We start from the raw sequence: 13,425 nt of genomic DNA, 5'->3' as shown, positions 1-13,425 counted from the left end.
TGGGCGGCACGCGGCCGCGTTGGCTCAATGCTGATCAGAAATCGATGCAGCGTCCGTTTTTCTCCCAATCGCCATACCGCACCGGATCGAGTCCGCCGCGGCCGCCGAATTCCTCTGCCTTTTCCTGTTCCACGGGCACGGGTGCCGCAGGGACCAGCGGGGCTTCAGTTTCGTCGTCGGGAGTGGGGGTTGTTTGGCCTATCATGGTCGGTCTCGCAACGCACAAATTTTAGACCTCGTTCACGTGCCTGACAACCTGCCCCCTGCTTTCGTCGGATATCCACGCCTTCCGGGCCACCAGCTGGTGAGCCTGCAGGGCGTGGACGCAGCTGCCTTCGCCCATGCCCAGTTCAGCAGCGATGTCCTCGCTCTGCCCCAGCAGCACTGGCAGTGGAGCGCCTGGCTGAGTGCCAAGGGCCGCACCCTGGCGGTGTTCCAGCTGCTCCGGCTGGCTGAGGATCACGTGATGCTGGTGTTCGCCGATGGCGACGCGGATGCGACTGCGTCGCAACTGCAGCGTTTCGTGTTCCGCCGCAAGGTCAAGGTGCAGCTGCGCGACGATCTGGCCGTGGCCGGCGCGTTCACCGCACCGGAAGCGGCTACCGGCGCGGCGATCGCCGCCAATGCAGGCGGTTGGGAGCTGGACCTGGGCAGCGACGCGCTGCCGCGCGCGCTGCGCATCGGTGCCGCTGACACCTTCCCGGCCGGTGGGCCGGACGACGACGCGGCCTTTGCATTGGCCTGGCGCCAGGCTGACCTGCGGTATGGCCTGCCCCGGCTGGAGCAGAGCCAGCGCGAGGTGTGGACGCCGCAGCAGTTGGGGCTGGACCGTCTGAACGGCTACAGCGTGAAGAAAGGCTGCTACCCGGGCCAGGAAATCGTCGCCCGCACCCACTTCCTCGGCAAGGCCAAGCGCGCGGTGCAGCTGCTGCACACCCATGCGCCGGCGCAGGCCGGTGACGGCGTGCAGCAGGACGGCGCGGCACTGGGCACGATCGCCAGCGTGGCCGGCGATCTCGCGCTGGCGGTGCTGCCGCTTGAAACGAGCGACGCTGCGCTGCAGGTCGGCGATGCGCCCGCGCAGCGGATTCCACTGCTGGATGGCCTGGCGCGCTGAGGCTGCGCCCCATCCACGCAGGGCGGGGATCTGCCGATGACGCCGGGCATGGCCCGGCGCCACCGAGTCTTACAGGCGCTCGCCGGTTTCCGCGTTGAAGAAGTGCAGGCCCTGCGGATGGATCGAAACGCGGATGTCCTCGCCCACGGCCGGCAGCGCCTGCGGCGCCACCCGCATGGTCAGTGCATGCTGGCCGCTGCTGAGGTTGACGAAGATCTCGTTGCCGACCGGCTCGATGCCCTCGATGCGCGCAGTGAACGCATGCGCGTCATCTCCCGTCGCCGGCTGCAGGTGCTCCGGGCGCACGCCGACGTTGATCGGCTTCTGCAGCCACGCGGGGTCGATCGTGGCCTGGCCCAGCGGCGCGCGCCACTCACCCTCGACCACCGTCACGCCGCCCGCATCGCCCTGCAATGTCCCGCGCAGCACGTTCATCGCCGGGCTGCCGAGGAAACCGGCCACGAACAGGTTGGCCGGGCGGTCATACAGCGCCATCGGCGTATCGATCTGCTGGATGATGCCGTCCTTGAGCACCACGATGCGCTGGCCCAGCGTCATCGCTTCGACCTGGTCGTGCGTGACATAGATCATGGTCGTGCCCAGCTTGCGGTGCAGCTGCGCGATCTCGGTACGCACGCTGTGGCGCAGCTTGGCATCGAGATTGGACAGCGGCTCGTCGAGCAGGAACACCGCAGGTTCGCGCACCAGCGCACGCCCCAGCGCAACACGCTGGCGCTGGCCACCTGACATCGCCTTGGGCAGCTTGTCCATCATCTCGGTCAAGCCCAGCGTCTGCGCCGCTTCGGCAATCCGCCTGTCGATGGTGGCCTTGTCGTGGCCACGCAGCTTCAGGCCGAACGCCAGGTTCTCGGCCACGGTCATGTGCGGGTAAAGCGCATAACTCTGGAACACCATGGCGATGTCGCGATCCTTCGGTGCCACATCGTTGACCACGCGGTCACCGATGCTCAGCGTGCCACCGCTGATCTCCTCCAGGCCTGCCACCATCCGCAGCAGGGTCGACTTACCACAGCCGGAAGGACCGACCAGCACCATCAGTTCGCCATCGGCGACCTCGAAAGTGGCGTCCTTCACCGCAACCTGGCCGTTGTCGTAGACCTTGCGCACACCCTGCAACTGCACTTTTGCCATATCACCTGATCCGGTCTGCCCGACGCCGGGCTGTCTTTTGGGACTGCCTCGGCCCTCCCGATGGCAGCAATGATTGCGCGACTGCCGCATGACGGCGAGCACTGCAATCGAATACAGTTGCCCATTCTGCCATGTAAACGTTTTCACGTGGCACTATCCGATGGTCGGTGCGCACCGACCTGCGTCGGCGGACAATGGAACGTTCGCCGGTGCGGTGGTTTCGCATGGAACGGCCTGCCGGTATCCCCAGCAGATCGCGTTCCGCGAACCTCGGACAGGCAGTTGCGCGGATGTCCCCCGAACCCAGCCATGAAGCGATTGACAACGATGTCACCCGGATCTGAAACTCGAGCGATGCACGACACCCTCTTCCTGTTCGGTGCCACAGGTGATCTGGCCCAGCGCTACCTGTTCCCTTCGCTGCTGCGCCTGCTTGGCGATGGTCTGCTGCCGGAGGATTTCCGCATCCGTGCGCTGGCCCTGTCCGGCCATGACACCGAGGCCTTCCATGACATCCTGCGTCCGCGCCTGCAGCAGGCCATGCCGATGGCCTCGCAGGACGACATCGCCGCGCTGCTGCGCCGCATCGACTACCGCTCGGTGGACCTGCGCGATGTCGACTCGGTCGCCGCCGCCGTCTCAGACCTGGTGGACCGCCGGTGCGTGAGCTACCTGGCCATTCCGCCGGGCCTGTACATCTCCACCTGCGAAGGCCTGGCCAAGGGGGGCGCCCTCGCCGCACCGGCCCGGCTGATGCTGGAGAAGCCGATCGGCAGCGACAGCGAAAGTGCCGAGGAAATCATCAGCACCATCGGCCAGTGGATCGACGAAGACCGCGTGTTCCGCCTGGATCACTATCTGGGCAAGGCTGCGGTGCAGAACCTGATCGCCCTGCGCTTCGGCAACACCCTGCTGGAGGCGGTGTGGAACCGCAACTACATCGAGTCGGTGCACATCCTGGTCGCAGAGAGCGAAGGCGTGGACGGCCGCGACGCGTACTACGCACGCTCCGGCGCCCTGCGTGACATGGTGCAGAGCCATATCCTGCAGCTGCTGTGCCTGGTGGCGATGGAACCGCCGGCGTCGCTCGAAGCCGACCGCATCCGCGACGAGAAGGTCAAGGTGCTGCGCGCCCTGCGCCCCCTCGACGCCCAGCATGCCGCCCGCGACAGCGTGCGCGGCCGCTATACCGCCGGCACCATCAACGGCCAGCCGGCACAGGCCTATCAGCCGCCGGAAGGCAGCGACGTGGAAACCTTCGCCGGCGTCACCGCGCACATCGACAACTGGCGCTGGTCCGGCGTTCCCTTCCATCTGGTCACCGGCAAGCGCCTGCCCGAGCGCACCACCCGCGTGGTGGTGACCCTCAAGCCGGTCACCCATTGGCTGTTCGAGCGCCCGCAGCGCGCGCAGGCCGCACCCAATCGCCTGGTGTTCCAGCTGCAGCCGCAGGAAAACATCGAGCTGGGCCTGATGAGCAGCCTGGCCGGTCCGGAATGGGGCGCGCTGGAACTGCATCCGCTGGAACTGGAGCTGTCGGTGCCGACGGGACTGCACCGCCGCATCGCTTACGAGCGCCTTTTCCTGGACGCCTTCAACGGCAACCATGCGCTGTTCGTGCGCGACGACGAAGTGCGCGCCGCCTGGGCGTGGATCGACAGCGTCGCCGATGCCTGGAAGGCAGCCGGCCTGCCGCTCCAGCCTTACCCTGCTGGCCAGTGGGGTCCGGCGGATGCCAGCGACTTCCTGCCACAGGGCGTGGATGCGCCGGACACCGGAGCTTCGGCATGAGTGGCAGCTCGCAGCCGGTTCTGGTCGCCGACATCGGCGGCACCAATGCCCGCTTCGCACTGGCCGACACTTCGCTGGATGCGCCCCTGCAGAAGGACAGCATCCGCGAGTTCGCAGTCGCCGAGTTCCCGTCGCTGGGCGATGCCGCCCGCCACTACCTTGAGCAGGCCGGGGCCAGCGCGCGCCGCGGCGTGTTTGCCGTGGCCGGCCGCGTCGATGGCGACGAGGCACGCATCACCAACCATCCGTGGGTGATCTCGCGCAGCCGCACCGCAGCGATGCTCGGCTTCGACGAGCTGCACCTGATCAACGACTTCGCCGCACAGGCGATGGCCGTCGCCCTGCTGCAACCGCAGGATGTGGTGCAGATCGGCGGTGCGCACTGGACGCCAGCCGCACCGGGCCAGCCACGCAACTACGGAGTGATCGGCCCTGGCACGGGCCTCGGCGTCGGTGGCCTGGTGGTGCGCCACGGCCGCAGCTACCCGCTGGAAACCGAAGGCGGTCACGTCAGCTTCCCGCCGGGCACGCCGGAAGAAGTGCGGATCCTGGAGATCCTGTCCGAGCAGTTCGGCCGCGTGTCCAACGAGCGTCTCATCTGCGGTCCCGGCCTGGTCAACATCCATCGTGCGGTCTGTGAGATGGCCGGTGTCGACCCGGGCCATCTGCAGCCGGCCGACGTCACCGCCCGTGCCGCCCTCGGCGATCCGCAGGCGATGCGCACCGTGGATGTGTTCTGCGCAGTGTTCGGCGCCATCGCCGGCGACCTGGTGCTGATCCAGGGTGCCTGGGATGGCGTGTTCCTGACCGGCGGCCTGGTGCCCAAAATGCTGGATTCGCTGCAGCACTCCGGCTTCCGCCAGCGCTTCGAGCACAAGGGCCGGTTTTCCTCGATCATGGCGCGGGTGCCTTCGCTGGCGATCATGCACCCCTGCCCCGGCCTGCTGGGCGCTGCCGCCTATGCAGCCGATGCCGAACGTGACGCTCCGGGAGTTGCCGCATGAGCCCTGTCTTCCAGGACGACCGCATCGATTTTGTCAGTCACGGCGATGCCGATGGCTGGATCGAAGCGGTGGCCACCGAAATGGCACAGACCATCAACCGTGACATCAACGAAGTCGGCCGCGCACGCATCCTGCTGTCCGGTGGCACCACGCCGGCGCCGGTGTACCAGGCGCTGGCAGAAATGGAAGTGCACTGGGACCGCGTGGAAGTGAGCCTGGCCGATGAGCGCTGGCTGTCGCCGCAGGATCGCGACAGCAATGCCTGGCTGGTACGCGAGCACCTGCTCAAGCGCGCCGAAGGTGCACATTTCGACCCGCTGGTGCGCATCGGCAAGCCGCTTCCGGAATGCGTGTACACCGCCAATCTGCAGGCACAGCACAGCCAGCCGCCCAGCCTGGTCGCGCTCGGCATGGGCAATGATGGCCACACGGCCTCGTTGTTCCCCGGCTCGAAGGACCTGGCCCGCGCGCTGGAAAGCCCCCTGCCCTATGCCGCACTGGATGCGACCGGCTGCCCGGGCGCCAACCAGTGGCCGCTGCGGATCACGCTGACCCCGCACGGCCTGCGCCAGTGCCGCCAGCGCCTGCTGCTGCTGCGCGGCAAGCAGAAGCTGCAGGTGCTGCGGCAGGCGCTGGACAGCAACAATGCCCAGCAGTACCCGATCCTCAACGCAATCCACCTGGAAGGCGCGCGCCTGCGCGTCCACTGGGCAGATTGATGTCGGTGGCGGCATATCGCCGCCGCCCACCTCTCGCCACCTCGAACGCCGGTAGCCAATGAGCCTCCATCCGCAACTGCAAGCCATCACCGACCGCGTCATCCGTCGCAGCGCTGCCTCGCGCGCGGCCTACCTGGCCGCTGTCGACGCCGCCCTGCGCGAAGGCCCCTTCCGCAGCCGCCTGAGCTGCGGCAATCTCGCCCATGGTTTCGCTGCCTGCGGCGGCACCGACAAGAGCCGCCTGCGCGGCGGGGTGACGCCGAACCTGGGCATCATCACCGCCTATAACGACATGTTGTCGGCCCACCAGCCGTTCGAGACCTATCCGGAGCAGATCCGCGGGATCGCCCGTGAACTGGGCGCCACCGCGCAGGTGGCCGGCGGTGTGCCGGCGATGTGCGACGGCGTCACCCAGGGCCGCGGCGGCATGGAACTGTCGCTGTTCTCGCGCGATGTGATCGCGCAGGCCACCGCGATCGGCCTCAGCCATGACATGTTCGATACCACGGTCTACCTTGGCGTGTGCGACAAGATCGTGCCCGGCCTGCTGATCGGCGCGCTCGCGTTCGGCCACCTGCCGGCGGTGTTCATTCCGGCCGGCCCGATGACACCGGGCATTCCGAACAAGCAGAAGGCCGAGGTGCGCGAACGCTATGCGGCCGGCGAAGCCACCCGCGAAGAACTGCTGGAGGCCGAGTCGGCCTCCTACCATGGCGCAGGCACCTGCACCTTCTACGGTACCGCCAACTCCAACCAGGTACTGCTGGAAGCGATGGGCGTGCAGCTGCCAGGCGCATCCTTCGTCAACCCGGGCACTGCGCTGCGCGATGCGCTCACCCGCGAGGCCACCGAGCGTGCGCTGGAGATCACCGCGCTGGGCGAGGATTTCCGTCCGCTCGGCCGGATCATCGACGAGCGCGCGATCATCAACGCCGTCATCGCCCTGATGGCCACCGGCGGCTCGACCAACCACACCATCCACTGGATCGCGGTCGCACGTGCCGCCGGCATCGTGCTGACCTGGGACGACTTCGACGAGCTGTCGCAGCTGATTCCCCTGCTGGCCCGCGTCTATCCGAACGGCGACGCCGACGTGAACCGCTTCGCGGCGGCCGGCGGCCCGGCTTTCGTGTTCGGAGAATTGATCAGGGCCGGGCTGATGCACGGCGACCTGGTCAGTGTGGCGCGCGGCGGCATGGCCGATTACGCCCGCGAACCGCAGCTACGTGACGGCACCCTGGTCTATCTGCCCGGGCTGGAGCGCAGTGCCGACGAGGAGGTGGTGCGCGGCGTCGACGCTTCGTTCGAGAGCCAGGGTGGCCTGCGCCTGCTGCGCGGCAACCTGGGCCGGTCGTTGATCAAACTGTCGGCGGTGAAGCCGCAATACCGTTCGATCGAAGCACCGGCCGTTGTCGTTGATGCGCCCCAGGTGCTCAACAAGCTGCATGCTGCCGGGCTGCTTCCCCAGGATTTCGTGGCGGTGGTGCGCTACCAGGGCCCGCGCGCGAACGGCATGCCGGAGCTGCATTCGCTGGCGCCGCTGCTGGGCCTTCTGCAGAACCAGGGCCGACGCGTTGCGCTGGTCACCGATGGCCGGCTGTCCGGGGCGTCGGGCAAGATCCCGGCGGCGATCCATGTCACGCCGGAAGCCGCGCGTGGGGGTCCGCTGGCGAAAGTCCGCGAAGGCGACATCATCCGCCTGGATGGCGAGGCGGGCACGCTGGAGGTCCTCGTGGACGCTGCGGAATGGGCCGCACGCACGCAGGCTCCGAACACCGCGCCCGCGGCGAATGATCTGGGCCGCAACCTGTTCGCGATCAACCGTCGTGTGGTCGGGCCGGCCGATCAGGGCGCCATTTCGATTTCGTGCGGGCCGGCAGCGGCCGATGGCGGGCCGTGGGATTACGACGCCGAGTACGAACTGGGACACGATGCGGCGGCTGCGGCAGCGCCGCATGAGGCGAAGGACGCCTGAGGGTTGAAGAGCGCTGCGGGTGTGTTGCGGCGGCGAGTGTGCTGGTGGCGGCGTCACACTTTCCAGCGCATCAACGCCGCGAAGTGATCACTGAAAATCAAATTCGGAAGCAAAGGCAGAAGCAGAGCTATGGGTATCGAACAACATCAGCTGAAGGCGGCGGAGCTGTTGCATGCGGCGGGCATCCTGCCGGTGGTGACGATTCATACGCTGGACCAGGCCCGTGCGGTGAGTGCGGCGCTGCTGGAAGGCGGTCTGCCGGCGATCGAGCTGACGTTGCGCACGCCGGTGGCGATGGAGGCGCTGGCCATGCTCAAGCGCGAACTGCCGGACGTGGTGGTGGGTGCCGGTACGGTGCTGACCGTTGAGCAGATGCAGCAGTCGATTGATGCCGGCGCGGACTTCCTGGTGACCCCGGGTACGCCGCCCGCGCTGGCCGATGCGCTGGCCGCTGCGCCGCTGCCGGTGGTGCCCGGTGCGGCGACGCCGACCGAGCTGCTGTCGCTGCATGCGCGCGGATTCCGGGTATGCAAGCTGTTCCCGGCCACGGCGGTCGGCGGCCTGGCGATGATCAAGGGCGTGGCCGGTCCAATTGCCGATCTGAAGCTGTGCCCGACCGGCGGCATCACGGAAAACACCGCCGCCGAGTACCTCGAGCAGAAGAACGTCGTCTGCATCGGTGGCTCATGGATGGTGCCCGGCAACTGGATTGCGGACGGCGACTGGGACAAGGTGCGCGCCAGCGCCGCGCAGGCGGCGGCCATCGTCAAGCGCGTGCGCGGCACCTGAGCGCCCGATGGGTGAGCGCGGGGCCGACGCTTGGCCCCGCGACCGCGGGCCGGAACTGGAAGACAGATTCCGGGCGCGCGACGCACCTCAGCCGTTGGCTGAAACCCTCACAGCGGCCGTGCCGGATCCACCAGCCCGTACTGGCTGGCCATACGCGCCAGCGCGATGTTGTCGTGGATACCCATCTTCTCGAACAGGCGCGCCTTGTGCGTGTTGACGGTCTTGGCGCTGAGGCTGAGGCGGCGCGCGATGTCTTCCTGGCGCAATCCCTGGGTCAGCAGCAGCGCCACTTCCAGCTCGCGCGGAGACAGGGTGTCGAACGGCGAACCATTCCCCTCCACCGTCGACAGCGCCAGATTCTGCGCGATGCTGGTGCCCAGGTAGCGGCGCCCGCCTGCCACGTCGCGCACCGCGCGCAGCAGTTCCTGGGCGTCGCAGCCCTTGCCGATGTACCCGGCCGCGCCGGCTTCCAGCAGCCGCTTCGGCAGCGGGCCATCCTCCAGGACGGACACGATCACCACGCGCGTGCTGCGATGGCCGCGCACGATGCGCTCGGTCACTTCCATGCCGCTGACACCCGGCAGGTGCAGGTCGCACAGCACCACGTCCGGCTGCCGCTGGCGGATCTCGCGCAGCGCGTCCTCGCCGGTCTCGGCCTCGCCCACCACCTCGATGTCGGTCTCACCCGACAGGATCATCTTCATCCCGGTGCGGACCAGTGCGTGGTCGTCCACCAGGTAGACTCGAATCGTCATTCACGTACCTCTTCGAATGCGGCCATTGCGGGTCAAGCTAGGCAGGGTGCCGAACCCTCGCAAGCGCGGTCGAAGTGCATACCGGGCAAGAGTGCCGGGTTGATCACAGTCTCACGCATTGTGCTTACCCCCTGTCTTGCAGAACCCACTGCAACGAAACAGCTCATCTATCACGTAGACGCCCGCGAAGAGCCATCCACGTCACTCCCCCTGTGTTGATGCTTCGCTGGCCGTCGATGGCGGCGAATCGCGGCGTCGCCAGGGATGCCGACGACTGAACATGACCAGGTAGCACCCTACCACCCAAACCAGTGCTGCACACCATCCGGCCAGGATATCCGACGGGTAATGGACCCCGAGATAGACCCGGGACACGCTGACCAGCAAGCTGAACGCAGGGGCCAGCACCAGCACCGGCCAGCGCCAGCGGGTATTCCAGGCCAGAAGTACCAGGGTTGCCGCCAGGGTCATCGACCCCATGGCGTGACCACTGGGGAAACTGAACGTCGATTCCGGTGCGATGGACTCCCACAGGCTGGGGCGGTCCCGCTGGAAGAACCGCTTGCTGCCCATGTTCAACAGTGCCGATCCGAGGAAACTGACGGCCACGAAGGTGGCCTCGCGCCAGCGGCGGTAGCCCAGCAGTGCCGCGACGATCAGCACATCGGCGGGAATCAGGAACCACTCGTAACCCAGCCGGGACAGCAGCACGAAGAACCGGTCCAGCCACGGCGAATGCAGGCCGTGCATCTGCCACAGCAGCGGCGCGTCGAAATGGAACGATTCAAACTCATGCACCTCGTCGGCCAGCGCGACGAAGCCGGCCAGCGGCAACAGCACGCCGGCGAACAGCAGGACCAGGCGCCACGCATTGCGCGCCATCCAGTGACGGAAGCCGGAGGCCGGCTCCGGCGCGGCAAGGATCGCGGGCTTATCCTGCGCTTCGGACATAGGTTCGTTCGACGTAATCGTCGATCAGGGCGACGAATTCCTGGGCGATGTTCTCGCCACGCAGGGTCACCTTCTTCTCGCCATCGACGAACACCGGCGCCGACGGCGCCTCCCCGGTTCCCGGCAGCGAGATGCCGATGTTGGCGTGCCGCGATTCTCCCGGGCCGTTGACCACGCAGCCCATCACCGCCAAGGTCATGTTTTCCGCCCCCGGGTGCTGCACTTTCCACAGCGGCATCTTCTCGCGCACGTGGTTCTGCACCACCTTGGCCAGCTCCTGGAAGAACTCGGAGGTGGTGCGGCCGCATCCCGGGCAGGCCGTCACCAGCGGCGTGAACGCGCGCTGGCCGGTGGTCTGCAGCAGCTCCTGGGCGACGATCACTTCCTGCGTCCGCGACTGGCCCGGCTCGGGCGTCAGCGAGATGCGGATGGTGTCGCCGATACCTTCCTGCAGCAGCACGCTCAGCGCCGCTGCCGACGCAACGATGCCCTTGCTGCCGATGCCGGCTTCGGTCAGGCCCAGATGCAGCGCGAACTCCGAACGCTGTGCCAGGTCACGGTAGACCGCGATCAGCTCCTGCACGCCACTGACCTTGGCCGACAGCACGATGCGGTCGCGCGGCAGGCCCAGCTCCACGGCCTGTTCGGCCGAATCCAGCGCTGACCGGATCAGTGCCTCGCGCAGGACACGTCCGGCGTCCCAGGGCTGCTCGCGCTCGTTGTTCTCATCCATCAGCCTGGCCGCCAGCGCCTGGTCCAGCGAGCCCCAGTTGGCGCCGATGCGCACCGGCTTGTTGTAGCGGATGGCGAACTCGATCAACTGCGCGAACTGCAGGTCCTTCTTCTTGCCGAAGCCCACATTGCCCGGATTGATGCGGTACTTGGCCAGTGCTTCGGCACACGCCGGTTCGGCGGTCAGCAACTGATGGCCGTTGTAGTGGAAATCACCGATCAGCGGCACGTCGATGCCCATCATCGCCAGCTTGTCGACGATGCGCGGGATCGCGGCCGCGGCCTCGACGGTGTTGACGGTCAAGCGCACCATTTCCGAACCGGCCCGCCAGAGCTCGGCGACCTGCTTCACGCTGGAAGCCACGTCGGAGGTGTCGGTATTCGTCATCGACTGCACCACCACCGGCCTGCCGCCGCCGACGGTGACTCCGCCGATCTGGACGGCGTGGGTCTGGCGACGGGACCAGGCGGTGGGCTCGGAAGGCGGGGTCGGGCGGGTAACGGCGTCGTGCATGCGGGCATTCTAGCGCCCGCCTCCGGTTTCCGGGTGACTCGCATTCAGCCGCCGGCACGGCTGCGGCCGATTGTCGCAGGCACACCCGCCCGCGAACGCATACGATGGGCGCGAATGACCGGTCCCGACGCCCCGTTTCTCCGCACCCTGTGCAGCCTGCGATGGCTGGCCGTGGCCGGCCAGGCCGCCACCATCCTGGTCGCCACCTGGGTGCTGGGCCTGCCGCTGCCGCCACTGCCGCTGTGGGCCGGCGTCGCCGTGCTCGCGCTGTTCAATGTCTACACCCAGCTGCGGCCGGAAGGGGCCGATACCGCGCCACTGACAGCCTTCGGCCACATCCTGGTGGACGTGATCATCCTGACCTGGATGATCAGCTGGAGCGGCGGCATGGCCAATCCGTTCAGCTCCCTGTTCCTGATCCTGATTGCGTTGGCCGCCTTCGCCCTGCCCCTGCGCTGGGCGTTGGCGGTGGCCCTGGCCTGCCTGCTCGGCTACGCCGCCAGCGGACTGTTCGGCCAGCCGCTGCCGGACGGCTACTTCCGTGCGCAGGACCTGAACCGCTGGGGCGTAGTCGCCAATTTCCTGATCTCCGCCACTGTCGTGCTGACGTTCTCCACGCGCCTGGCCCTGGCCCTGCGGCAACGGGAACTGGAGCTCTCGGCACTGCGTGAACGCTTCGCCCGCAACGAGGGCATTGTCGCCCTGGCCACCCACGCCGCCTCGGTGGCGCATGAACTGAACACGCCGCTGGCGACCATGACCCTGCTGGCCGACGACGTTGCCGAGCGCAGCGAGGAGCCGGAAGTACGCGAGGACATGGAAACCCTGCGCGAACTGCTCGTGCAGTGCCGCGAACGGGTGCTGGCACTGGCCGCGCCGGCATCGGCCGATATGCCCGGACGCAGCCGCTCCAGCGCCCAGCAGGTGCTGGAACAATGGCGGCTGGTGCGGCCGACCATCGACCTGCACCGCAACGACGATGCGCCGCTGCGGCTGCCGCTGGACCCCGGCGTGGGCCACCTGCTGATGGTCCTGCTCAACAACGCGGCCGATGCCGGAGAGCAGGCCGGGCGCCCGCGCGTGGACCTGAGCCTGCGCATCGACGGCGACGACCTGATCGGCGAAGTCCGCGACTACGGCCACGGCTTCGATGCCCGCGCCGCCGTGCTGCCGGGCACGCTGTTCGGCAGCAGCAAGAGCGAGGGCATGGGCGTCGGCCTGGCCCTGTCCCATGCCACCATCGAACGCCTCGACGGCGAGATGTGGATGCGCCCGGCCCAGGGGGCCGGCAGTCGCGTCGGCTTCCGCCTGCCGCTGGCCCCACGCGAGGACACCCCATGAGCCTGCACCACTCCACCCAGGGCCTGCTGGTCGACGACGACGAGCTGTACCTGCGCACCCTGCAGCGCAGCCTGGCGCGCAAGGGACTGGAAACGCAGACCGCGCAGGACGCGGCCACTGCGCTGATGCTGGCCCGCCAGCATCCACCGGCCTTCGCGCTGATCGACCTCAAGCTCGGCAGTGATTCCGGCCTGGCCCTGATCCAGCCCCTGCGTGCCCTGCGTGCGGACATGCGGATCCTGCTGGTCACCGGTTATGCCAGCATCGCCACAGCCGTGGAAGCCATCAAGCTGGGCGCAGACGATTATCTGCCCAAGCCGGCAACGGTACCGATGATCCTGCGCGCGCTGGGCGAAGAGGACGACGGCCCGGCCGACGACGGCGAGATGGAAGTCCCCGACGCGATGACGCCGATCAGTCGCCTGCAGTGGGAACACATCCAGCAGGCGATGCACGAGACGGGCGGCAACGTGTCCGCTGCCGCCCGCCTGCTCGGCATGCACCGACGGTCGCTGCAGCGCAAACTGGCCAAGCGGCCAAGCCCGGAACGCGATCCGAGCCGTTGAGCCCGGCACGCCGGGCCAA

13 protein-coding genes are annotated in these 13,425 nt (G+C 67.9%); 8 read left to right on the top strand and 5 right to left on the bottom strand.

Annotation, left to right across the window (positions count from 1 at the left end; genetic code table 11):
• Positions 1-34: 34 nt before the first annotated feature.
• Positions 35-205, bottom strand: a complete 171-nt coding sequence (locus ACX9OW_RS02625; protein ID WP_074901279.1) for a DUF1674 domain-containing protein — start codon at positions 203-205, stop codon at positions 35-37.
• 39 nt (positions 206-244) lie between these two features.
• Here ACX9OW_RS02625 and ygfZ point away from each other — a divergent pair, with 39 nt between their 5' ends.
• Positions 245-1,117: a CAF17-like 4Fe-4S cluster assembly/insertion protein YgfZ gene (gene ygfZ / locus ACX9OW_RS02620; RefSeq protein WP_128989064.1), complete on the top strand. Its 873-nt coding sequence runs from the start codon at positions 245-247 to the stop codon at positions 1,115-1,117.
• 69 nt (positions 1,118-1,186) lie between these two features.
• Here the strand turns inward: ygfZ and ACX9OW_RS02615 are convergent, their stop codons facing one another.
• Positions 1,187-2,269, bottom strand: a complete 1,083-nt coding sequence (locus ACX9OW_RS02615; protein WP_065174953.1) for an ABC transporter ATP-binding protein — start codon at positions 2,267-2,269, stop codon at positions 1,187-1,189.
• A gap of 354 nt (positions 2,270-2,623) precedes the next feature.
• On the opposite strand from ACX9OW_RS02615, the gene zwf reads away from it, so the two are divergent.
• The 5 genes from zwf to eda all read left to right on the top strand — a co-directional run bounded on the left by zwf (position 2,624) and on the right by eda (position 8,547).
• Positions 2,624-4,060: a glucose-6-phosphate dehydrogenase gene (gene zwf, locus ACX9OW_RS02610; RefSeq protein ID WP_065174952.1), complete on the top strand. Its 1,437-nt coding sequence runs from the start codon at positions 2,624-2,626 to the stop codon at positions 4,058-4,060.
• Complete coding sequence (gene glk, locus ACX9OW_RS02605) at positions 4,057-5,064, top strand: glucokinase (protein ID WP_053517290.1); 1,008 nt, start codon at positions 4,057-4,059, stop codon at positions 5,062-5,064. Before zwf ends, glk begins: the two co-directional genes overlap by 4 nt.
• Entirely contained in the window at positions 5,061-5,783 is a 723-nt protein-coding gene (pgl, locus tag ACX9OW_RS02600; protein WP_053517289.1) for a 6-phosphogluconolactonase, read from the top strand. The genes glk and pgl overlap by 4 nt, the downstream gene beginning before the upstream one ends.
• Before the next feature lie 58 nt (positions 5,784-5,841).
• Complete coding sequence (gene edd, locus ACX9OW_RS02595) at positions 5,842-7,758, top strand: phosphogluconate dehydratase (RefSeq protein WP_459061879.1); 1,917 nt, start codon at positions 5,842-5,844, stop codon at positions 7,756-7,758.
• Positions 7,759-7,887: 129 nt separating this feature from the next.
• The gene (gene eda / locus ACX9OW_RS02590) at positions 7,888-8,547 is read left to right on the top strand and encodes a bifunctional 4-hydroxy-2-oxoglutarate aldolase/2-dehydro-3-deoxy-phosphogluconate aldolase (RefSeq protein ID WP_065181278.1); all 660 of its coding nucleotides are present in this window, start codon (positions 7,888-7,890) and stop codon (positions 8,545-8,547) included.
• Between the two features lie 107 nt (positions 8,548-8,654).
• Here eda and ACX9OW_RS02585 read toward each other — a convergent pair whose 3' ends face one another.
• The 3 genes from ACX9OW_RS02585 to ispG all read right to left on the bottom strand — a co-directional run bounded on the left by ACX9OW_RS02585 (position 8,655) and on the right by ispG (position 11,499).
• Entirely contained in the window at positions 8,655-9,302 is a 648-nt protein-coding gene (locus tag ACX9OW_RS02585) for a response regulator (protein WP_459061878.1), read from the bottom strand.
• A gap of 201 nt (positions 9,303-9,503) precedes the next feature.
• Positions 9,504-10,253 (bottom strand): phosphatase PAP2 family protein, encoded by a 750-nt coding sequence (locus ACX9OW_RS02580; RefSeq protein ID WP_053517284.1) that lies wholly within the window; start codon positions 10,251-10,253, stop codon positions 9,504-9,506.
• Positions 10,234-11,499, bottom strand: coding sequence for a flavodoxin-dependent (E)-4-hydroxy-3-methylbut-2-enyl-diphosphate synthase (ispG, locus tag ACX9OW_RS02575; protein WP_053517283.1), 1,266 nt, complete (start codon positions 11,497-11,499; stop codon positions 10,234-10,236). The genes ACX9OW_RS02580 and ispG overlap by 20 nt, the downstream gene beginning before the upstream one ends.
• A 114-nt stretch (positions 11,500-11,613) precedes the next feature.
• On the opposite strand from ispG, the gene ACX9OW_RS02570 reads away from it, so the two are divergent.
• Together ACX9OW_RS02570 and ACX9OW_RS02565 are read left to right on the top strand one after the other, a co-directional pair.
• On the top strand, positions 11,614-12,840 hold the full coding sequence (locus tag ACX9OW_RS02570) for an ATP-binding protein (RefSeq protein WP_065174948.1): 1,227 nt from the start codon (positions 11,614-11,616) through the stop codon (positions 12,838-12,840).
• Positions 12,837-13,406 (top strand): response regulator transcription factor, encoded by a 570-nt coding sequence (locus tag ACX9OW_RS02565; RefSeq protein ID WP_053517280.1) that lies wholly within the window; start codon positions 12,837-12,839, stop codon positions 13,404-13,406. The genes ACX9OW_RS02570 and ACX9OW_RS02565 overlap by 4 nt, the downstream gene beginning before the upstream one ends.
• The last annotated feature ends 19 nt before the right edge of the window (positions 13,407-13,425 follow it).

Source organism: Stenotrophomonas genospecies 5 (genome assembly GCF_054473825.1).
The sequence above is the reverse complement of the archived record's forward strand: the minus strand, read 5'-3'. Positions and strand labels throughout refer to the sequence as shown.